Source organism: Pseudomonas sp., from assembly GCF_046581935.1.
GTDB lineage: Bacteria > Pseudomonadota > Gammaproteobacteria > Pseudomonadales > Pseudomonadaceae > Aquipseudomonas.
The window spans coordinates 21,937-43,962 of record NZ_JAYGFK010000006.1 but is presented as its reverse complement, the minus strand read 5'-3'; the positions used below and the strand labels follow the sequence as shown (position 1 = coordinate 43,962).

Here is a 22,026-nt window from a genome sequence, read left to right as displayed (position 1 = left end):
GTGACGAGCTTACTTAGCCTATAGGCTAGGTGCGTCACGAGCGAAGGTTAGGCAAGGCGCGTACGGCCTGAAAAGCGGAGTTTACGAGTGTAAATGAGCATTTTTCAGGTCGTGCGCAACACCGCATAACGCGCGAAGCCCGCAGTAGCGCCTAGAGGATATTGGCGTAGTCGGCCTCGATCCGGTCCAAACTCAGGTGATTGAGGAAGTTGGAGAAGCACATCCAGGCCGACAGGGAGTTAAGGTCGCTGAACTGCGGTGGCAAATACTTGGGCGGCGTGACCAGCCCTTCATCCACCAACTGCCGCAGGGTGCGCATGTCTTCCAGGGTGGTCTTGCCGCAGAACAGCAGCGGAATCTGCTCCAGCTTGCCTTTACGTACAGCCAGCTGGATGTAGTTGTAGACCATGATAAAGCCCTTCAAATAGGACAGGTCCTTGGTGAAAGGCAGGCCCGTAGGCGTTGAACCCCGGAACACGCGATTGGCATTGCTGTAACTCTGCTCCTGGCTGAAGCCCTGCTCGCGATAAAAGTCGAACACTTGCAGAAAGTCCGCGCCCTCCTCGGCCATGTGAATGGCGCGGGTACGGTTGGTCAACTTGCGCAAACGGGTTGGGTAAGAGGCAAAGGCAATCACCTCCATCAAGATCGCCAGACCTTCCTGAGTAACCGTGGATGAGGGTGGCCCCTTGGCTAGAAAGGTGCAGATCGGTTGATTCTGCCCGTTCAGCGTCGTCGCCACGTGCACCAGGCCCTCATGCACTTCCAGGGCTTTGACGTCGCGTTCGTTGAACATCGCATCGGCGCGAATCTTGATGTAGTCGGCACCGGCCGCCGCATCGGCGAGGATGCCATCGGACTCGAACACCCGGATGGTGCCCTCCTCCTCACCGAATACCTTATTCAGCCGCTGCTGCAGTAGGCTGACGGCTTCTTTGGCATTGAGATTCTTGGCTTCGTCTTTGAGGTCGCCGCGCTTGTCGATGTTGTTGAGGAAGTTGGAAAACATCACCCCCAGGTCAGCCAATGTCGGATCGCCCGCATGGAAGGCATCGGATGCTGCTCCATACAGCTCCTGACTGATCAAGCCGAAATCCTCGGTGCCGCGCGCTTCCAGCATGCGGATAACCATGCGGTACTCGCGGCACATGCGCCGCATGATCTGCCCTACCGGGTTGAACTGGCCAAGCCGACGGGTGATATCACGCTCAATGTTCTGGAATTCCAGCTTCTTCGCCGCCGCATCAAACGGCAGGGGGCGGTTGACGTAGTAGTCACGATCAACTTGGGGCTGCTGCTTGCCCTTGTGCTTGAGAAACTCGCTACGAATCGAATCATCCCACTTCACCGCATCCAGCACGCGGATCGGTGTTTGCGCCTCAACGATGCGGTCAGACAGCGCCCGCACGATTAACTGGTAGTCGTCCAACCCGCTATGGCTGTTCATTAATACCGCCTAATCTCCGGCACGCTGGTAGCGCGCCACTTCAATAAACACATCCGAATTAGCTTGATCATCAAGGTAACTGAACACCTGCTCTAACGGGCTGCTGACCAGCACACCATCGCCCTCAACGCTCTCGACCACCTCACCCTGCAGCACGCCCTGCTGCACCTCTTGAAGGATCCGATCGACATCCAGGTTGAAGACTACCAACTCATTACTGGTAGTCAGCTCAAAGCCGGCAATCGCGAAATTGGCCCCCATGCGCTTAGGTAACCCAGCAGACAAGTACCAGCGGCGGCCGTGGTGAGCAACGGTAAAACCGTACTCTTCAACGCTGTCGAGGTTATCCGGGCTGTCGACATAGAGCTGCGCTTTGTAGACGTTGGAGCCAGCACGGGTGATCTGCAGAAATTGCTGATCCCCCCATTCATTCTGACGTGACCATTCGCCAAGCAGGGGGATTGGGGCTGCCTCATTGGCCGGAATCGGGTCCCTGAACGTAACCAGGCAACCGCCAAGCAGCAAAAAGGACACGGCAAGCAGCGCGCGCCAGGCGTTCATTAAGCTCTCCTTGTGAACCAATTGGCCGGGTTAACAGGCCTTTGAAAATCGTAGCCGAGGCAGGCAAGACAAGGCAAAAATAGGCGAGGAAGCGGACTGGGCTCGCACACGAGTTTACCGGTTGTAAATAAGCATAACTCGTTTCACTCGCCCTCCGGGCCGCGCTAAAGCGCGTTAGCCGCAAGCGGCTTGCCGAGCCTGTTTTTAACGCAGTATTGCCAACGCAGGTAGTTTTTCAACGGCCTGTTATAGGCCCAGCACCAGATGCATATAACGCTTAAGCATGGCCAACATATCTTCGCTGTCCAGATGCTCGACACCGTCGAGCAGGCCTTGATACTCCATGCGCACGATAATCGCCGTCAATAGCTTGGCATCCTGCTCTGCCTGCTGTGAGCCCAGCACCTCAAAGAAGTGCGTCGTACCTTGCAGCAAAATCTGCCGATGGGCACGCAGCAAGCCGTGTAAACGCGGGTTGAGCAAGGCCTCCTGCTGAAAGGCCTGATCGGCCAGCAAGTGCTCACGGCGGGTGAGTAACTGCTGGCGCACGTATTCCACAGCCATCTGGGCAATTTCGCCGGCCAGACGCCGGCGCGCTTCTGGGCTGCCGTCCAAGCGGCCGACCTGCTCACGCAGCAAGCCTTCGGTGCTACTCCATAACAGGCCCATATACGCCGCATTACGCTCGACAAACAGAGCGAAGGTATCGGTGATCAGGTCATTGATGTCTTTGAAGTAATAGGTGGTCGCCGATAGCGGCACCGCCGCCTCAGCAGCTACCGCGCGGTGCCGTACGGCCCGCACGCCTTCACGTACGATAATGCGCATGGCGGCATCAAGAATGGCCTAACGCCGCTGCTCACTGCCCTGACGGCTAACTTTACGCCCTTGGTATTGAACACTCTCGGCAACGGCATTGGCCACCAAGGTGGCGCTGTCTTGGGAAAGTTTGGCTGTCACGGCAGAACGTACCTCTGTCGGCTATTTACGATGGCTAATGACTTAGTCCGTCAATCGCAAAAATAGTCCAATTGCAGATAATAAAAAGCCGCCCGGAGGCGGCTATTTACTACATCAGGCTTGCGCCCGCATGTGCGGGAACAGAATCACGTCACGAATAGATGGCGAGTTAGTCAGTAACATCACCAAACGATCAATACCGATCCCCTCACCCGCCGTTGGCGGCATGCCGTATTCCAGGGCACGCACGAAGTCAGCATCGTAGTGCATGGCTTCATCGTCGCCGGCGTCCTTATCAGCTACCTGCGCCATAAAGCGCGCTGCCTGGTCTTCCGCGTCATTAAGCTCGGAGTAGGCGTTGGCGATTTCACGGCCACCGATAAACAGCTCAAAGCGGTCGGTGACATTCGGGTTGTCGTCGTTGCGACGGGCCAACGGCGACACTTCAAACGGGTACTGGGTAATGAAGTGCGGCTGCTCCAGTTTGTGCTCGACCAACTCTTCGAAAATCATCACCTGCAGCTTGCCCAGGCCTTCAAAGCCCAGCACCTTGGCGCCGGCCTTCTTGGCGATGGCGCGCGCCTTGTCGATGTCGTTCAGGTCATCGGCAGTCAGCTCAGGGTTGTACTTGAGGATCGAGTCGAACACCGACAACCGCACGAACGGCTCGCCGAAATGGAACACCTTGTCGCCGTACGGCACGTCGGTGCTGCCGAGAACTAGCTGCGCCAATTCGCGGAACAGTTCTTCGGTGAGGTCCATGTTGTCTTCGTAGTCGGCGTACGCCTGGTAGAACTCCAGCATGGTGAATTCTGGGTTGTGCCGAGTCGAAACGCCTTCATTACGGAAGTTGCGGTTGATCTCGAAGACCTTTTCAAAACCGCCAACCACCAGACGCTTGAGGTACAGCTCCGGCGCGATACGCAGGAACATTTCCATGTCCAGCGCGTTGTGGTGGGTTTCGAACGGCTTGGCTGCAGCGCCGCCAGGAATGGTTTGCAGCATCGGCGTTTCAACTTCGAGGAAGTCGCGCTTCATCAGGAAGCTGCGGATGTGCGCGATCACTTGCGAGCGCACGCGGAAGGTCTGGCGCACGTCCTCGTTGACGATCAGGTCGACGTAACGCTGGCGGTAACGCTGCTCGGTGTCGGTCAGGCCGTGGTGCTTGTCCGGCAGCGGGCGCAGGGATTTGGTCAGCAGACGCACGTCCGTCATCTCAACGTACAGGTCACCCTTGCCAGAACGGGCCAGGGTGCCGACGGCAGAGATGATGTCGCCCATGTCCCAGGTTTTCACCGCGGCCAGGGTTTCTTCCGACAGGGTTTTGCGGTTGACGTAGACCTGGATACGCCCGGTCATGTCCTGAATCACCATGAACGAGCCACGGTTGAGCATGATGCGCCCAGCAACCTTGACCGGAATCGCCGCTTCAGCCAGCTCTTCCTTAGTCTTCTCGGCGTACTGTTTCTGCAAGTCGGCGCAGTAGTTTTCGCGACGGAAGTCATTGGGGAAGGCGTTGCCCTGCTCACGGATAACAGCAAGCTTTTCCTTGCGCAGGGCAATCAGCTTGTTTTCTTCCTGTTGCTGGTCTTCGTGGGAAGGGGCTTGCGGGTCGAGTTGTTGGTCGCTCATGGTCGTTCGTCTGTCCTGTAAATCGTTGGTTGGGCACGGGCCCGGCGGTTGGTTGGGTGCGGCGCAGCCCAACCGGCCTTAAACCATCACTCAGCAGTTAGAGCCCTTGTTTCAGGCTCGCCACCAAATATTCGTCGATGTCGCCGTCGAGTACCTTGTCGCAATCACTGCGTTCGATATTGGTGCGCAGGTCTTTGATTCGCGAAGCATCGAGTACATAAGAGCGAATCTGGTGGCCCCAGCCGATATCCGACTTGGTGTCTTCCAGCGCCTGGGAGGCGGCATTGCGCTTCTGCACTTCCTGCTCGTACAAGCGCGCCCGCAGCATCTTCATCGCGGTGTCTTTGTTGGCGTGCTGGGAGCGTTCGTTCTGGCAGCTGACCACGGTGTTGGTCGGTACGTGGGTAATCCGTACCGCCGAGTCGGTGGTGTTTACGTGCTGACCACCGGCACCAGAGGAGCGGTAGGTGTCGATACGCAGGTCGGCTGGGTTGATCTCAATTTCGATGTTGTCATCGATCTCTGGCGAGACGAACACGGCGGTGAACGAGGTATGGCGACGGTTACCGGAGTCGAATGGACTCTTGCGTACCAGGCGGTGCACGCCGATCTCGGTGCGCAACCAGCCAAAGGCGTATTCACCCTTGATATGCAGGGTTGCACCTTTGATCCCGGCAACTTCACCAGCGGACAGCTCCATGATGGTCGCATCGAAGCCGCGCTTGTCGGCCCAACGCAGGTACATGCGCAGCAGCATGTTGGCCCAATCCTGGGCCTCGGTGCCACCAGAGCCAGCCTGGATATCCAGGTAGGCGTTGTTGGGGTCCATCTCGCCACTGAACATGCGGCGGAATTCGAGTTTTTCGAGGATATCGCGCAGGCGCTCAATCTCTGCGGAAACATCATTGACCGCACCTTCGTCGTCTTCTTCGACGGCCATGTCGAGCAGGTCGCGCGAGTCAGCCAGGCTACCGTGCAGGTCATCCAGAGTGTCGACGATCAGCGCCAGCGAGGCACGCTCGCGGCCCAGGTTCTGCGCGTATTCAGGATTGTTCCAGACGGCTGGGTCTTCGAGCTCGCGGTTTACTTCGACTAGACGATCATGTTTGTGATCGTAGTCAAAGATACCCCCGAATGGTCTGGGTGCGCTCGGACAGGTCCTTGATGCTATTCAGGATCGGGTTAATTTCCATGGCTGGCAGCACTCGTAGGTCAAACTTTCGGAAAAGCCGGCGAGTATAACGCAGTCGAAACGCACCTTGCAGCCCGCAATCAACTGTGACAATACGTGACGCACAGCCAGGCAGACCAACGGCGCACTATACTCAAACGCCGCTGTACACTACCTGGCCGCCCGTAGGAGTAGTCGCGCTATGAGCTCATCGCACAGCCTGCGTAGCCGTTTCGCCATTTTGATCGCCCTGCTAGTCGCCAGCCTGAGCTGGTTGCTCGGCACCCTGATTGGCCTGGACGCCACCCAGCGCATCCGCGAGGAGGTCGGCCGCGACCTCGCCGAAGTCTCCTTTATGATGGTTGACCGCCTGGATCGCGACATGCAAAGCCGCGCCGCCATGCTGCATGGTTATTGGCAAACTGCGCGCGCTCACCCAGCTGGACGATATCGTTGAAGTTCGCGGACTACTCGACCGCCTGTAAAGCGAATTCCCGAGCATCGCCTGGATTGGCTTTACCGACGCTCAGGGCAAGGTGTTGGCCTCAAGCGATGGCGTGCTGGAAGGGGCCAGCATCGCTCAGCGCCCGGTTTTCATGGAAGCGCAGAAAACCGTGTTTATCGGCGATGTACATGAGGCCGTTCTGCTGGCCAAGCTGCTGCCCAACCCGACGGGCGAAGCGATGAAATTTGTCGACATCAGCCTGCCGGTATTTGCCGAGGATGGCAGCCTAATCGGAGTGCTGGCTTCGCACCTGTCCTGGTCGTGGGCAGACGAAGTACGCCTGGCCATTCTGGAACCGATCCAACAACGACGTAATGTCGAGTTCTTTGTCATCGGCCAGGACGGCACCGTATTGCTCGCGCCCAGGGAAATGATCGGCCAGCACCTGAACCTGCCTGCGCTCAAAGAGCTGAAGCAAGGCAAGGACATGTGGAGCGTTCAGCAGTGGCCGGATGGCAAGCAATACCTGACTGGCCTTGCTCTTAGCCAGGGCCACATGAACTACAAGGGCTTGGGCTGGACCGTGCTTGCCCGCCAGCCACTGGACGAGGCCTACACTCCGGCCCGCGAAATAACACGCTACATCCTGCTCTGGGGGAGCGGCCTAGCGCTGCTGTTTGCACTGCTCGGCTGGCTCATAGCCGGCTACTTCACCCGTCCCCTAAGGAAAATTGCCAAAGCGGCAGACCGTCTCAGTACCGGTGAGATTTGCGTTATCCCTGAACTGAAAGGCACCCGCGAGATCGAGACGCTCAGCCATTCCATTCGCCATTTGGTAGAAAGCCTGACCCACCAGCAAAACGCGTTGGGCGTGATGGAGAGCCTCGCCCACCACGACGCACTCACCGGCCTACCCAACCGCACCGCGCTGGAAAGCTACCTGCCACGCGCCCAACAACGCAGCCAGGCCAATAGCAGTTGCCTGGCGTTGTTCTACTTGGATCTGGACGGCTTCAAGCCGATCAACGACCAATTCGGTCACGCTGCCGGGGATCAGTTACTGCGCGAGGTGGCGATCCGCCTACGCGGCTGCCTCCGCGAGGGCGACTTGGTCGCTCGCCTAGGCGGCGACGAGTTCCTTATGGTGCTGCAAGTACCCAATGGCGAGGCTCTGGCCCAGGCACAAATAGTTGCTGAGCGCACGCTGCTAGCGCTGCGGGAAACGTTCGACCTAGGCAATAACCCCCCGGCTCAGATTGGCTGCAGTATCGGCGGCGCACTTTGGCCGCTGGACAGCAGCAACCTCGACGAAGCACTGGAGCTGGCTGACAAAGCGCTATACCGAGCCAAACACGCCGGGCGTAATCGCGCCCTGTTTCACGCCAGCGAGCGCTAACCAACGCCCGCCGTACTGCGCCGCATTCATCCTCGGCACTGATGCGACTGAAGATGAATGCGGCCAGACTCTAGCCCGACAGTGCCTCGACAGGGCGCAACACCTGCGCACCGGCAACACGCGCGTGGCCTTGCAGGATCAGTTCGGCAGCTTTCTCCGCGATCATCAGCACTGGCGAACAGGTGTTGCCGGAGACGATATTCGGCATGACCGACGCATCCGCAATGCGTAAACCAGCAACTCCGTGCACGCGTAATTGCGCATCAACCACCGCATCCGCGCCCTGGCCCATCTTGCAGGTGCCTACCGGGTGGAAGATGGTCGTGCCAATCTCTGCCGCCGCGCGGTACAAATCTTCCTCATGCTGATAGTCCAGCCCGGGCTTGTACTCCGTCGGCTTATAAGCCGCCAAAGCCGGCGCGGCGACAATGCGCCGGGTCAGGCGAATAGCATCAGCGGCCACGGCCAGGTCACGCGGATCGCTCAAATAGTTGGGCTGAATAATCGGCGCATCGGCCACATCCAAGGAGCGGATGGACACCGTGCCACGGCTATGCGGACGCAGGTTGCACACCGACGCAGTAAAGGCTGGGAAGGCATGCAGCGGATCGCCGAAGCGCTCCAACGACAAGGGTTGCACGTGGTACTGCAAGTTGGCCGACGGCTGCTCGGGACTCGAACGGGCGAAGGCACCCAATTGGCTCGGTGCCATCGCCATGGGTCCACTGCGCTTGAGCAGATATTCCAGGCCAATACCGAACTTACCCCACAAACTGCCGGCAATCTGGTTAAGCGTGGGCACACCACTGACTTCATACACCATGCGCAGCTGCAGATGGTCCTGCAGATTAGCGCCCACTCCAGGCAGCGCATGGGCAACGCCCACGCCCACTTGCTGCAAGAGTGGCGGCGCACCTATCCCGGAGCGCTGCAACAGTGCCGGCGTGCCAATGGCACCGGCGCACAACAACACTTCACGGCGCGCACAAACCAGGTGCTCACGGCCCTGCCAACGCACGTACAAGCCACCGGCACGGCCGTCCCCCAAGGCCACTCGTTGTACCTCCGCACCAGTCAGCACACGCAAATTGGGCCGATCAGCCACACTGCGCAAAAAAGCTTTGCCGGCGTTCCAGCGCACCCCGCTACGCTGGTTGACCTGAAAGTAGCTACAGCCTTCGTTATCCCCGCCGTTGAAATCATCAATGCTGGCGATACCGCTCTGCGCTGCCGCACCGCGAAAAGCGTCGAGCAGCTCCCAGGACAAACGCTGGCGCTCGACCCGCCACTCACCGGCAGCACCATGCAGGGCGCTGTCGCCGGCATAGTGATTTTCCGTGCGTTTAAAGAGTGGCAACACGTCCGTCCATGCCCACCCGGTATTGCCTTCGGCCGCCCAAGCGTCGTAGTCGCGGGCCTGGCCGCGCATGTAGATCATGCCGTTGATCGACGAGCTACCGCCCAGCACGCGCCCTCGCGGATAACGTAAAGCGCGGCCATTTAGGCCCGGCTCCGGGGCCGTGTCATAACACCAGTCAGTGCGTGGGTTGCCGATGCAATAGAGGTAGCCAACGGGGATGTGAATCCAGGGGTAGTTATCACGCCCACCGGCTTCGAGCAGCAAAACTTTGACCTTAGGGTCGGCAGACAGCCGATTAGCCAGCAGACAACCAGCAGGGCCAGCACCAGCGATCAGGTAATCGTAACCGTCTTCAAGCGGGTCCACAGGCACCTCAATATTTGTCATGTCAGTGCGCCGAGCCTAGACGCTGCCGCAATACCGAGGAATGCCCCTTTGGTCGAACAGCCAAAACCGAACCGAGCATCGCCATGCGAGCAGTCACCACCGACAGCTCCACGAACCAATACAGCGACCAGGCGATGTAACAGTTATCGATAAAAAAGAAATGTGTTCAACTCGTTCGGCAAACAACAACGCCAGAACACTGCTGGAGACAACCGCCGCATGATGACCCTGCGCCAGATTCGCCACTTTATTGCCGTCGCCGAAACGGGCTCGATCTCCGCCGCCGCCCAGGCCGTGTTCATCTCCCAGTCGACCCTGACCCTGGCAATCCAGCAACTGGAGGAAGAAATTGGCGTCAGCTTGTTCAATCGCCACGCCAAGGGCATGAGCCTGACCCACCAGGGCCACCAGTTTCTGCGCCAAGCGCACCTGATTCTGGCCACGGTAGACAACGCCAAGCGCAGCCTGCAGCAGAGCACCGACCAAGTAGCCGGCAGCCTGACCATTGGCGTGACCAGCCTGGTGGCGGGTTACTACCTTGCCGATCTGATCACCCGCTTCCAGCGCGCCTACCCCAATGTACAAACCCGCGTGGTCGAGGATGAGCGGCCCTATATCGAGCATCTGCTGGTCAGTGGCGAGATTGATGTCGGTGTGCTGATTCTGTCCAACCTGGAAGACCGCCACGCCTTACAAACCGAAGTGCTCACCCACTCGCCACATCGCCTGTGGCTGCCGGCGCGCCACCCGCTACTGGAACACGACAGCATCAGCCTGGCAGATATCGCTCGCGAACCACTGATTCAGCTCAACGCCGACGAAATGGGCCTGCACACCCAGCGCATCTGGAGCCGCGCCGGCATGACCCCGCACGTGACCTTGCGCACCGCCTCGGTGGAAGCGGTGCGCAGCCTGGTAGCCGCCGGGCTCGGCCTGTCGATTCAGCCAGACATGACCTATCGGCCGTGGTCACTGGAGGGCGACATTATCGAGGCTCGCCCATTGATTGATCTCAGTGAGCCGCTGGACGTCGGCCTGGCCTGGCGTCGCGGCACCGCGCGCCCTGCACTGGTCGACCCATTCTTGACCGTGGCCCGAGAACAGCCGCACAGCCGCAAGCTATCTATTTAATCGAACGCCACTTTCATTTTTAAGAATTTGTCGACCTCACGCCCTGGCTCTAGTCTCACTTCCAAATGGACGCGGACATGCCGGGCGACTCAGGAGCCCACATGTCTAACGCAACCGACAGAAGAAGCCAAAAGATGCTCACTCCACCAACCCTGCACAGCATGTTGCTGATCGACGGCCAACTGGTCGGCGGAGAGGGTTTTGCCGAAGCGATCATCAACCCCGCCACTGGCGAAATCATCACCAGCATTGCCGAAGCATCGCTGGAGCAGATGGAAGCGGCCGTACAGGCGGCCCACCGCGCCTTCGCCGGCTGGTCGCGCACCACGCCCGCACAACGCGCCAGCGCCCTGCTGGCGATTGCCGATGCGCTTGAACAAAACGCCGACCACCTGGCCCAGCTAGAAGCCCTGAACTGCGGCAAGCCGCTGCATTTGGCGCGTCAGGACGACCTGCCAGCAGCTGTCGATGTGTTCCGCTTCTTCGCCGGCGCGGTGCGTTGTCAGCAAGGGCAGCTGGCTGGTGAATATGTACCCGGCCACACCAGCATGGTGCGCCGTGATCCGGTTGGCGTGGTCGCCTCCATCGCGCCGTGGAACTACCCGCTGATGATGGCTGCCTGGAAAATCTCCCCGGCGCTGGCGGCAGGCAATACGCTGATCTTCAAACCGTCTGAGCACACGCCACTGTCGATTCTCGCGCTGGCCCCATTGCTCGCGCAGCTTCTGCCGGCGGGGGTCATCAACATTCTGTGTGGCGGCGGTGAAGGCATCGGCAGCAGCCTGGTCAGCCACGCAAAAGTGCGCATGGTCTCGCTGACCGGCGATATCGTCACCGGGCAGAAGATTCTGCAGAGCGCCGCACGCACGCTGAAACGCACCCACCTTGAACTCGGCGGCAAAGCACCGGTGATTGTCTGCAACGACGCCGACATCAGCGCGGTGGTCGAGGGGATTCGCACGCACGGGTACTACAACGCCGGCCAAGACTGCACCGCTGCCTGCCGCATTTACGCTCAGGCCGGCATCCATGACCGCTTGGTAGCTGAGCTTGGCGAGGCCGTGGCGAGCATTGGCTTTGCCCGCAAGAAAGATGACGACAACGAGATAGGCCCGCTGATCAGCGCACGCCAGCGCGACCGCGTGGCCAGTTTTGTCGAACGCGCCCTCGGCCAACCGCATATCGAGCGCGTCACTGGCGCGGCCGCGCATTCCGGCGCGGGCTTCTACTATCAACCAACCTTGCTGGCCGGCTGCAAACAGAGTGACGAGATCGTTCAGCGTGAAGTGTTCGGCCCGGTGGTTACCGTCACCCGCTTTGACGAGCTAAGCCAAGCGGTGGATTGGGCCAATGACTCCGAGTACGGCCTGGCCAGCTCGGTGTGGACGCAGAACCTGGACAAAGCCATGCAAGTCGCCGCCCGCCTGCAATATGGCTGCACCTGGATCAACACGCATTTCATGTTGGCCAGTGAAATGCCTCACGGCGGACTCAAGCGCTCCGGCTATGGCAAAGACCTATCGAGCGACTCGCTGCAGGATTACAGCGTGGTGCGCCACATCATGGCGCGTCACGGACAACAACTAGACTAAGACCCATTCGGCCGCTATTTGGCGACTGACATTTACTGCCCCGATAACAAGCCCACAAAAAGAGGGAATTCCGATGTCCGCGCAGAAAACCGCAGTGCTCAGCGCACTGACCACCGCTCTCCTGGCTGTCAGTGCCGTACAGGCCGCCGAACCGTTGCAAGCGTTAGGCAAGGCTGAAGGTCAACTCGACATCATCGCCTGGCCCGGCTACATCGAGCGTGGCGAAACCGACAAGGCTTATGACTGGGTCACTCAGTTCGAAGCTGACAGCGGTTGCAAGGTCAACGTTAAAACCGCCGCCACCTCCGACGAGATGGTCAGCCTGATGGCCAAAGGCGGCTACGATTTGGTCACCGCCTCTGGTGACGCCTCGCTGCGCTTAGTCGCCGGCAAACGCGTACAACCGATCAACACCGCCTTGATCCCTAACTGGAAAAACCTCGACGAACGCCTCAAGGACGCGCCATGGCACACCGTCGCTGGCCAGCACTACGGCACGCCCTACCAGTGGGGGCCGAACGTGCTGATGTATAACAGCGACCTGTTCAAGACCGCGCCGACCAGCTGGTCCGTGGTGTTCAAGGAGCAGAACCTGCCCGACGGCAAGAGCAACAAAGGCCGCGTGCAGGCCTATGACGGCCCGATCTACATCGCTGACGCCGCGCTCTACCTCAAGGCCAGCCAGCCAGAGCTGGGCATCCAGGACCCTTACCAACTGACCGAAGCGCAATACGCCGCCGTACTCGACGTGCTGCGCGCCCAGCAGCCGCTGATCCACCGCTACTGGCACGACGCGACCGTGCAGATGAGTGACTTCAAGAACGAAGGGGTAATGGCCTCTGGTTCCTGGCCGTATCAAGTCAACGCCCTACAACTGGAGAAACAGCCCATCGCCTCCACCGTGCCGGTTGAGGGTGCCACCGGCTGGGCCGACACTACCATGCTGCATGCCGAGGCCAAGCACCCAGTCTGCGCCTACAAATGGATGGACTGGTCGCTGCAACCCAAAGTGCAGGGGGACGTCGCTTCCTGGTTCGGCTCACTGCCAGCGGTACCCGCCGCCTGCAAGGACAACGAACTGCTCGGCGCCGAAGGTTGCAAGGTCAACGGCTTCGACAACTTCGACAAGATCGCCTTCTGGAAAACCCCACAGTCCGAAGGCGGCAAGTTCGTGCCTTACAGCCGCTGGACCCAGGACTACATCGCGATCATGGGCGGCAGATAACAGCGAGTAAGGCGCTACGTAGGATGGGTGGAGCATAGCGATACCCATCAAAGAGCTCAGGCATACCACCCAGATCATCGCCCCAGTGGCGATGGGTATCGCCAGCTCAACCCATCCTACAAAGGCGCCTAACCCAGCTGTTCTGTTGAGCTTTCCGGCAGATGGATAAAACACCAGCTAGGTGCCCCCATCCGCCCTACATCGCAGCCGACCAGCCGTGATGGTTAACCGTTGTACATCCACCAGCGGCTCTGCCGTTTTGTGTCGGCAACCCTGACGGCAGAGACGCTGGTGGGTGGCTTTTATCCTGGAGCGATTGAAATGACCCTTGCTGTGCAATTCACTGATGTGTCCCGCGTGTTCGGCGACGTCAAGGCCGTAGACCGGGTGTCCATCGACATCCAGGATGGCGAATTCTTCTCCATGCTCGGCCCTTCCGGCTCGGGTAAAACCACCTGCCTGCGTTTGATCGCCGGCTTCGAGCAGCCCAACGCCGGCTCGATTCGTATTCATGGCGAGGAGGCCGTGGGCCTTGCGCCCTACAAACGCGATGTGAACACCGTGTTTCAGGATTACGCGCTGTTTCCACACATGGATGTCCTCAACAATGTGGCCTATGGCCTCAAGGTCAAAGGCGTCGGCAAGACAGAACGCCTGGCCCGCGCCGAAGAGTCGCTGGCCCTGGTTGCCCTCGGCGGCTATGGCGCGCGCAAGCCGGCACAACTGTCCGGCGGGCAACGCCAGCGTGTGGCCCTGGCTCGCGCCCTGGTCAACCGGCCACGGGTGTTGCTGCTGGATGAGCCGCTTGGTGCCCTTGACCTGAAGTTACGCGAGCAGATGCAAAGCGAGCTGAAAAAGCTCCAGCGCCAGCTGGGCATCACCTTTATTTTCGTCACCCACGACCAGAGCGAAGCGCTGTCCATGTCGGACCGCGTGGCGGTGTTCAACAAAGGTCGCATTGAGCAGGTCGACACGCCGCGCAACCTGTATATGCAGCCGGCCACGTCGTTCGTCGCGGAGTTCGTCGGCACGTCCAACGTGCTCAAGGGCAGCCTGGCCCAGCAACTCACTGGCTCCACGCAACCGCTGTCGATCCGCCCGGAACACACCCGCCTCAGCAACGCGGAGGCACTGAGCAGCGACGAAGTGGAAGTCAGCGGCCTGCTGCACGATATCCAGTACCAAGGTGCCTCGACCCGCTTCGAGATCCAGCTGGAGAACGGCCAGAACTTCTGCGTCAGCCAGGCCAACAATCAATGGCAACAGGGCGAAACACCGCTACAGATTGGCCAACGGGTTAGCGCACGCTGGGCGCGCGGGGCCATGGTTGGCCTGCGCGAGGACATCTGACATGAGCCAGTCACTGAGCATCAACCAGCATCACGGCGGCGCGTTGCGGCGGCTGTCTGACCTGTTGTATCGCAAGCCGACGCTCTACCTCTCGCTGCTGTTGGTGCCGCCACTGCTGTGGTTTGGCGCGGTCTATCTGGGCTCGCTGCTGAGCCTGTTGTGGCAAGGCTTCTACACCTTCGACGACTTCAGCATGACGGTCACCCCAGACCTCACCCTGGGCAACTTCACGGCGCTGTTTCAGCCGTCCAACTTCGACATCATCCGCCGCACGGTGAGCATGGCCATTGCCGTAACGCTGGCCAGCGCGCTGATTGCCTTCCCGATTGCCTACTACATGGCGCGCTACACCAGCGGCAAAACCAAAGCGTTTTTCTACATCGCGGTGATGCTGCCGATGTGGGCCAGCTACATCATCAAGGCGTACGCCTGGACGCTGCTGCTGGCCAAGGGCGGCGTCATCCAGTGGTTTGTTGATCAACTCGGGCTGGCTCCGCTGCTGCAGTTCATCCTCGGCATCCCTGGCGTGGGCGGCAGTACCCTGTCGACCTCGCACCTCGGGCGCTTTCTGGTGTTCGTCTACATCTGGCTGCCATTCATGATTTTGCCGATCCAGGCCTCCCTGGAACGTTTGCCGCCATCACTGCTGCAAGCCTCGGCAGACCTTGGCGCGCAGCCAAGGCAGACCTTTATGCAGGTGATCCTGCCGCTGACCGTACCGGGTATTGCCGCCGGCTCGATCTTCACCTTCAGCCTGACTCTGGGCGACTTTATCGTGCCGCAGTTGGTAGGCCCGCCCGGCTTCTTCATCGGCAGCATGGTGTATGCGCAACAAGGCTCGATCGGCAACATGCCGATAGCCGCCGCCTTTACGTTGGTGCCGATCGTGCTTATCGCTGTGTACCTGTCCATCGTCAAACGTCTGGGGGCCTTCGATGCGCTCTAAAGCCGAAAAGCACGGGGAGCAAGCTTCCTGGGGCCTGAAATTAGCCGCCTGGGGCGGACTGGTGTTCCTCCACTTCCCGATCCTGATCATCTTCATGTACGCCTTCAACACCGAAGATGCCGCCTTTAGCTTTCCGCCCAAGGGCTTCACCCTGGACTGGTTCAGCGTCGCCTTCGCCCGCCCGGACGTGCTCGAAGCCATCAAGCTTTCGGCACAGATCGCCTGCCTGGCCACCGTGATTGCCATGGTGCTTGGCACCCTGGCCGCTGCCGCGCTGTACCGCCGCGACTTTTTCGGCAAGGAAGGCATCTCCATGCTGCTGATCCTGCCCATCGCTCTGCCCGGCATCATCACCGGCTTGGCGTTGCTGGCGGCGTTCAAGCGCTTCGGCATTGAGCCGGGCTTGCTGACCATTGTGATTGGCCATGCCACCTTCTGCGTGGTGATCGTCTACAACAACGTCATCGCCCGCTTCCGGCGCACCAGCCACAGCCTGATCGAGGCCAGCATGGACCTGGGTGCCGACGGTTGGCAGACCTTCCGCTACATCGTCCTGCCCAACCTCGGTTCAGCGCTGTTGGCCGGCGGCATGCTGGCGTTTGCCCTGTCGTTTGACGAGATCATCGTCACCACCTTCACCGCCGGCCATGAACGCACCCTGCCGCTGTGGCTGCTCAACCAGTTGGCTCGCCCGCGTGATGTACCGGTAACCAATGTGGTGGCGATGCTGGTGATGCTGGCCACCATGATCCCAATACTCGGCGCCTACTACCTAACCAAGGACGGCGAAGCCGTGGCCGGTAGCGGCAAATGATTCCACCCCTCCCTCATATGGGGAGGGCCAACCCAAGTTCTGCAAACCCATGCGAGGTTTAAGCGATGCAAACCAAACTGCTGATCAATGGCCAACTGGTCGCTGGCGAAGGCGCTGCCCAGGCCGTGCTCAACCCGTCCCTCGGCACCACCCTGGTGGAAATCGCTGAAGCCAGTCCGGCTCAGGTCGACGCCGCCGTTCGCGCTGCTGATGCCGCCTTCGACAGTTGGTCGCAAACCGCGCCCAAAGATCGCTCGACCCTGCTGCTGCAACTGGCCGATAAAATCGACGCCCACGCCGCAGAGCTGGCCCGCCTGGAGTCGCAGAACTGCGGCAAACCCTACAGCGCCGCGCTGAACGACGAGCTGCCGGCCGTCGCCGATGTGTTCCGTTTCTTCGCCGGGGCCAGCCGCTGCATGAGCGGTTCCGCCGCAGGTGAATACCTGCCGGGGCATACCTCGATGATCCGCCGCGATCCGATTGGCGTAGTCGCCTCCATAGCACCGTGGAACTACCCGCTGATGATGGCCGCCTGGAAACTCGGCCCAGCCCTGGCTGCCGGTAACTGCGTGGTACTCAAGCCCTCCGAACAAACGCCACTGACTGCCCTGAAGCTGGCGGAGTTCTTCGCTGAAATCTTCCCGGCAGGCGTGGTCAATATCGTTTTCGGCCGTGGCCCAAGCGTCGGCGCACCGCTGACCACTCACCCGAAAGTGCGCATGGTCTCGCTGACCGGCTCAATCCCCACTGGTTCCAACATCATCAGCAGCACGGCCGACAGCGTGAAGCGCATGCACATGGAACTGGGCGGCAAAGCGCCGGTAATCATCTTCGACGATGCCGACATCGACGCGGCTGTGGAAGGCATCCGCACCTTCGGCTTCTACAACGCCGGCCAGGACTGCACCGCCGCCTGCCGCATCTATGCGCAAAAAGGCATTTACGAGAAGTTCGTGGCCAAGCTGGGCGAGGCCGTGAGCAGCATCAAGTACGGCCTGCAGGACGACGAAAGCACCGAGCTCGGCCCGCTGATCACTTCAGCTCACCGCGACCGCGTGATCGGCTTTGTTGACCGCGCCAAGGCGTTACCGCATATAAAGGTGATTACCGGCGGCAATGCGGTCGACGGCCCCGGTTTCTTCTTCGAGCCGACCGTACTGGCGGGCGCTCTGCAGGACGACGAAATCGTCCGCCGCGAAGTGTTCGGCCCGGTGGTATCGGTGACCCAGTTCGACGACGAAGCGCAAGCGCTGGCCTGGGCCAACGACTCCGACTACGGCCTGGCCTCCTCGTTGTGGACCAGTGACGTAGGCCGCGCCCATCGCCTCTCGGCACGCCTGCAGTACGGCTGCACCTGGGTTAATACGCACTTTATGCTGGTCAGCGAAATGCCCCATGGCGGCGTGAAGCTATCCGGCTATGGCAAGGACATGTCCATGTATGGCCTAGAGGATTACACCGCCATCCGCCACGTCATGTTCAAGCACTAACCGAGTCTCGCTGTAGGGTGGATCGCGCTCCATCGATCCACCGAGACATTGCAGTGGTGGATGTACACAACGACATCCGCCCTGCCTATCGCTTCTACGATTTCACCCAACGATCTGGAGCAACAACAATGAAAATAGCACTCCGCACTATCAGCTTGCTCGCCCTGTTCGCCTGCGCCGGCCTGGCTCAAGCAGCAGATGATGCCAAGGCTATCGTCGATGGCTATATGGCTGCCTGGAATGCTCACGATGCCGACAAGGCTGCCACCTTTCTCGCCGAAGATGCGGTGTATTTCGATGCCACCGTCGGCACGCCGCAGAACGGCAAAGCCGCCGCTCGTGACAACGTGATCAAGGTGTTTGTCGGCGCGGTGCCGGATCTGCAATGGCAGATGACCAGCGCGCCCATCGTCAGCGCCAATGGCATCGCCTTCCAGTGGAAATTCAGCGGCACCAACAGCGGAGCCTGGGGCGCGGAAACCCCAGCCACCGGCAAACCACTGTCATTTGAGGGCGTCAGTTTTGTCCGCATCAAAGGCGGCAAGATCACCTATCAGGGTGATTACTACGACGCGCTGGGCTTCAACAAGCAACTCGGCTGGTAAGCCCGAGGGCATGCACTGCAGGCTAGAAACGCTGCAGTGCTCTAACCCGCTTGCAGCTCCTGACGCACCTGGGCCTCAAGCTCGGCCTTCAGCGCCGGATCCAGCTTGAGCTGCCGGGCCAACTCTTCCAGATAAGCACGTTCCATAAAGTGCTCTTCATCGACCATCAGCACGCTGGCCACATACATTTCTGCTGCCATTTCCGGGGTGCTGGCCACACGAGCGATTTCGGCGGGGTCCAGCGGCTTGTTCAGCTCGGCCTGCAGCCAATGCTGCAACTCGGCATCACTGGTGAGCTTGAGCAACTCGCCTTCGATCAATTGCCGCTCACGGTCGTCGACATGGCCATCGGCTTTGGCCGCGCCGACCAGTGCCTTTAGAATCGCCTGACTGTGCAATTCGACCTGCGGTGCGGGCACGCGGTCCAGGGTTTGCGGCTCGGCCTGTGGTGCACTGGCCTGCTGCGCCTGCCAGTTGTTGTAAGCCTTGTAGGCGACCACGCCGAGCGCAGCCAAGCCACCATAGGTCAGCGCTTTGCCACCCATCTTGCGTGCGCTCTTGTTGCCCAGCAGCAAGCCCAGTGCCCCAGCTGCCAGGGCACCACCACCAGCCCCCTTGAGCAACGTACCGAGGTCACCGCCTTGGCCACCTTTGTTGCTGCCACCGAGCAAACCACCAAGGCTACCGCCCAAGCCACCAGCCGAGGTGCCGGAGGATTTCTGCTGCAGCAGGTCCTGGCCAGATTTCAGCAACTGATCAAGCAATCCACGGGTATTCATCAAGCGTGCTCCCTAGAAATAGTGCAGAAACAAGTGACCGATTCTAGAGACGCGGGTTTCAGCTCTCCTAGCGCCAGAGTGCTTCGAAAGATTGCCGCCACCTGAAACCTCAGGGCGGGAGGCTCTTCGTCGTTTATCCGTCACGCAATCTGTCAAAAAGCGGGCGACATCACACTCTTGCGATAACCGCTACGCATTTGACGCCGAGAGGATGGCGCGAGGAAAACCATAACTGTAAAAAGCTACCACGAGCCGACGCCCGAGATTCCGCGCCATGCCGCACGCCATCCACCGCCCAGTAAACCGCCTGTTGCGCAGCCTGCTCGCCAGTTGCTGGCTATTCAGCCCGGTACTGGTGGCCGATGCCACGACTGGCAAGCCCAGCGCCTTGTCGGCGGCACTCAGCGATGCACGGATGGCCAGCTGGCATAACTTGCTCGACAACTCCAACGGCGGCGACGAGCGCACCCAGCTTGAGCGAGTCAATCACTTCATCAATCGTTCAGTGAGCTTTGTCAGCGATCAGCAGGCGTGGGGAACCGAGGATTACTGGGCTACGCCAGCGCAAACGCTGAGCCTCGGTCAGGGCGACTGTGAAGATTTCGCCATCGCCAAATACTTCAGCCTGGTGCGCATGGGCGTGCCCAGCGAGAAGCTGCGCCTGACCGCGGTAAAGGCACTCAAGCAGAACCAGGCGCATATGGTGCTGGCTTACTACCCCAGCGCCAGCGCGCAACCGCTGATTCTCGACAACCTCGACCCGCGTATCCGCCCCGCCAGTGAGCGGTCTGATCTGCTGCCGGTGTATTCCTTCAATAGCCAAGGCGTGTTTCTGGCGAAAACGCCACAACGCGTCAGTCAACCACCAGCGTTTCTCGCACGCTGGAATGAGCTGAGCGAACGCGCCCTGGCCGATGGCTCGGCCGCGCCCTCACCGCAGAGCTAGAGCCAACTAGCGCGGGCTGATATGGGCGATCAGTAGCTGCACCGATTCCTGGCCACGAAACTCATTCACATCCAGCTTGTAGGCCAGTTCGACCCAGCGCACAGTCGGATTCGGCCAGATATCGCGGTCCACCCCAAAGGCGATGCCATCGAGCTGCACGCTGCCACACTCGCTTTTCAGCACTACCTTGAGATGCCGCTCGCCGACAACGCGCTGCTGCACCAGTTGAAACACGCCATGAAACAACGGCTCCGGGAAATGCTGGCCCCAAGGCCCGGCATTGCGCAGCTCCTTGGCCAGCGGCAGATGAAACTCTTCGATGGACAGCGCACCATCAGATAACAGGCGACCGGTCAGATCGTCTTCACAGAGCTGGCGACGCACTTCTGCATCGAAGGCTGCCGCAAAGGCCGCGAAATTGGCTTCAGGCAGGGATAAGCCTGCTGCCATGGCGTGCCCACCGAACTTGCTGATCAATTGCGGATGCTTAGCAGCCACCGCATCCAGCGCATCACGGATATGAAACCCCGGCACCGAACGCGCCGAGCCTTTCAATACGCCGTCGCCCGCATCGGCAAAAGCGATAGTCGGGCGGTGGTAGCGTTCCTTCAAGCGCGAGGCGAGGATGCCGATCACGCCTTGGTGCCAATCGGCCTCGAACAAGCACAGGCCGAACGGCATATCTTCTAACGGCAAATCCTTGAGCTGGGCCAAGGCTTCGCGCTGCATGCCCTGCTCAATCGCCTTGCGGTCCTGATTAAGCTGATCCAGCTGCACGGCCATATCGCGGGCCAGGGCTTCGTCTTCACAGAGCAGGCATTCGATGCCCAGCGCCATGTCATCCAGCCGCCCCGCGGCATTCAGCCGTGGCCCGAGGATAAAGCCAAGATCGGTGGAGGTGATGCGCCGATGATCGCGCCCGGCCACTTCAAGAATGGCGCGCAAGCCCGGCCGCGCCCGACCGGCACGAATCCGCGCCAGGCCCTGATGCACCAGAATGCGGTTGTTGGCATCCAGCGGCACCACGTCAGCGACGCTGCCGAGGGAAACCAGATCCAGTAACTCACCGAGGTTCGGCTCAGGCCGCTGCATGCTGAACCAACCCATCTCGCGCAAGCGCGCACGCAGCGCCAGCAACACATAGAACATCACCCCAACCCCAGCCAACGCCTTGCTGGGGAACTCACAGCCCGGCTGGTTGGGATTGACGATGGCATCCGCTGCCGGCAACTCGGCACCGGGCAAATGGTGATCGGTTACCAGCACGGTCAAGCCGGCAGCTTTAGCCGCCGCTACGCCCTCAACGCTAGAAATGCCGTTGTCCACAGTAATTAGCAATTGCGGCTGACGTTCAAGCGCCACCGCAACGATCTCCGGCGTCAGGCCGTAACCGTACTCAAACCGATTGGGCACCAGATAATCGACATGCGCCGCGCCGAGCATGCGCAAACCCAGCACGCCAACCGTACTGGCGGTGGCTCCATCGGCATCGAAGTCACCGACGATCAGCATGCGCTGGCCCTGCTGCAAGCCCTGCACCAGCAACTCCACGGCTTCGGCCATGCCCTTGAGTTGCTGATAAGGGATTAAGCGGGCTAGGCCTTTATCCAGCTCGGCAGCCGATTGCACACCACGGGCGGCATACAGGCGGGTCAACAATGGCGGCAGAGCGCCCAGGTCAGGCAATACGGCGGGTAACGGGCGGGCTTCGATACGCATCAGGGTTCCGGTACAGACAAAAAGCAGGGCATACACAGGCGTTTAAGTGGCACGCCTAGAGCCTTAGGGT

18 protein-coding genes and 1 pseudogene are annotated in these 22,026 nt (G+C 60.2%); 11 read left to right on the top strand and 8 right to left on the bottom strand.

The window, feature by feature from the left end; all coding sequences use genetic code 11:
- Nucleotides 1-151: 151 nt before the first annotated feature.
- The 5 genes and pseudogenes from VCA57_RS05600 to prfB all read right to left on the bottom strand — a co-directional run bounded on the left by VCA57_RS05600 (nucleotide 152) and on the right by prfB (nucleotide 5,793).
- On the bottom strand, nucleotides 152-1,447 hold the full coding sequence (locus VCA57_RS05600) for a flavohemoglobin expression-modulating QEGLA motif protein (protein WP_411183977.1): 1,296 nt from the start codon (nucleotides 1,445-1,447) through the stop codon (nucleotides 152-154).
- Between the two features lie 9 nt (nucleotides 1,448-1,456).
- Nucleotides 1,457-2,008 carry a hypothetical protein gene (locus VCA57_RS05595; protein ID WP_411183976.1) on the bottom strand — a complete coding sequence of 184 codons (552 nt, stop codon included), beginning with the start codon at nucleotides 2,006-2,008 and terminating at the stop codon, nucleotides 1,457-1,459.
- A gap of 246 nt (nucleotides 2,009-2,254) precedes the next feature.
- Nucleotides 2,255-2,968: pseudogene (locus VCA57_RS05590) on the bottom strand (TetR/AcrR family transcriptional regulator).
- Between the two features lie 114 nt (nucleotides 2,969-3,082).
- A complete protein-coding gene (gene lysS / locus VCA57_RS05585; RefSeq protein WP_411183975.1) occupies nucleotides 3,083-4,600 on the bottom strand; it encodes a lysine--tRNA ligase in 1,518 nt (505 codons plus the stop codon).
- A gap of 97 nt (nucleotides 4,601-4,697) precedes the next feature.
- A protein-coding gene (gene prfB, locus VCA57_RS05580; protein ID WP_411183974.1) for a peptide chain release factor 2 occupies nucleotides 4,698-5,793 on the bottom strand; the annotation gives its coding sequence in 2 pieces (ribosomal slippage) (nucleotides 4,698-5,720 and nucleotides 5,722-5,793; 1,095 coding nt in all).
- A gap of 180 nt (nucleotides 5,794-5,973) precedes the next feature.
- Between prfB and VCA57_RS05575 the strand changes: the two genes are divergently transcribed.
- Complete coding sequence (locus VCA57_RS05575) at nucleotides 5,974-6,228, top strand: hypothetical protein (RefSeq protein ID WP_411183973.1); 255 nt, start codon at nucleotides 5,974-5,976, stop codon at nucleotides 6,226-6,228.
- A gap of 82 nt (nucleotides 6,229-6,310) precedes the next feature.
- The gene (locus VCA57_RS05570; protein WP_411183972.1) at nucleotides 6,311-7,612 is read left to right on the top strand and encodes a diguanylate cyclase domain-containing protein; all 1,302 of its coding nucleotides are present in this window, start codon (nucleotides 6,311-6,313) and stop codon (nucleotides 7,610-7,612) included.
- A 70-nt stretch (nucleotides 7,613-7,682) separates the two neighbouring features.
- Here VCA57_RS05570 and VCA57_RS05565 read toward each other — a convergent pair whose 3' ends face one another.
- Nucleotides 7,683-9,359: a GMC family oxidoreductase gene (locus VCA57_RS05565; protein ID WP_411183971.1), complete on the bottom strand. Its 1,677-nt coding sequence runs from the start codon at nucleotides 9,357-9,359 to the stop codon at nucleotides 7,683-7,685.
- A gap of 219 nt (nucleotides 9,360-9,578) precedes the next feature.
- Here VCA57_RS05565 and VCA57_RS05560 point away from each other — a divergent pair, with 219 nt between their 5' ends.
- From VCA57_RS05560 to VCA57_RS05525, 8 genes are all read left to right on the top strand, one after another.
- Nucleotides 9,579-10,490, top strand: a complete 912-nt coding sequence (locus VCA57_RS05560; protein ID WP_411183970.1) for a LysR family transcriptional regulator — start codon at nucleotides 9,579-9,581, stop codon at nucleotides 10,488-10,490.
- 134 nt (nucleotides 10,491-10,624) lie between these two features.
- Complete coding sequence (locus VCA57_RS05555; protein ID WP_411183969.1) at nucleotides 10,625-12,082, top strand: gamma-aminobutyraldehyde dehydrogenase; 1,458 nt, start codon at nucleotides 10,625-10,627, stop codon at nucleotides 12,080-12,082.
- A 73-nt stretch (nucleotides 12,083-12,155) separates the two neighbouring features.
- A complete protein-coding gene (gene ydcS, locus VCA57_RS05550) occupies nucleotides 12,156-13,307 on the top strand; it encodes a putative ABC transporter substrate-binding protein YdcS (RefSeq protein WP_411183968.1) in 1,152 nt (383 codons plus the stop codon).
- 321 nt (nucleotides 13,308-13,628) lie between these two features.
- Complete coding sequence (locus tag VCA57_RS05545) at nucleotides 13,629-14,657, top strand: ABC transporter ATP-binding protein (protein ID WP_411183967.1); 1,029 nt, start codon at nucleotides 13,629-13,631, stop codon at nucleotides 14,655-14,657.
- Between the two features lies 1 nt (nucleotide 14,658).
- On the top strand, nucleotides 14,659-15,603 hold the full coding sequence (locus VCA57_RS05540) for an ABC transporter permease (protein ID WP_411183966.1): 945 nt from the start codon (nucleotides 14,659-14,661) through the stop codon (nucleotides 15,601-15,603).
- The gene (locus VCA57_RS05535; protein ID WP_411183965.1) at nucleotides 15,593-16,417 is read left to right on the top strand and encodes an ABC transporter permease; all 825 of its coding nucleotides are present in this window, start codon (nucleotides 15,593-15,595) and stop codon (nucleotides 16,415-16,417) included. Before VCA57_RS05540 ends, VCA57_RS05535 begins: the two co-directional genes overlap by 11 nt.
- A gap of 65 nt (nucleotides 16,418-16,482) precedes the next feature.
- Entirely contained in the window at nucleotides 16,483-17,907 is a 1,425-nt protein-coding gene (locus tag VCA57_RS05530; protein WP_411183964.1) for a gamma-aminobutyraldehyde dehydrogenase, read from the top strand.
- 128 nt (nucleotides 17,908-18,035) lie between these two features.
- A complete protein-coding gene (locus VCA57_RS05525; RefSeq protein ID WP_411183963.1) occupies nucleotides 18,036-18,512 on the top strand; it encodes an ester cyclase in 477 nt (158 codons plus the stop codon).
- Between the two features lie 41 nt (nucleotides 18,513-18,553).
- On the opposite strand, the gene VCA57_RS05520 is transcribed toward VCA57_RS05525, so the two are convergent.
- Entirely contained in the window at nucleotides 18,554-19,291 is a 738-nt protein-coding gene (locus VCA57_RS05520) for a tellurite resistance TerB family protein (protein WP_411183962.1), read from the bottom strand.
- 274 nt (nucleotides 19,292-19,565) lie between these two features.
- Here VCA57_RS05520 and VCA57_RS05515 point away from each other — a divergent pair, with 274 nt between their 5' ends.
- On the top strand, nucleotides 19,566-20,237 hold the full coding sequence (locus VCA57_RS05515; protein ID WP_411183961.1) for a transglutaminase-like cysteine peptidase: 672 nt from the start codon (nucleotides 19,566-19,568) through the stop codon (nucleotides 20,235-20,237).
- 6 nt (nucleotides 20,238-20,243) lie between these two features.
- Here VCA57_RS05515 and recJ read toward each other — a convergent pair whose 3' ends face one another.
- Entirely contained in the window at nucleotides 20,244-21,956 is a 1,713-nt protein-coding gene (gene recJ, locus VCA57_RS05510; protein ID WP_411183960.1) for a single-stranded-DNA-specific exonuclease RecJ, read from the bottom strand.
- Nucleotides 21,957-22,026 lie beyond the last annotated feature (70 nt).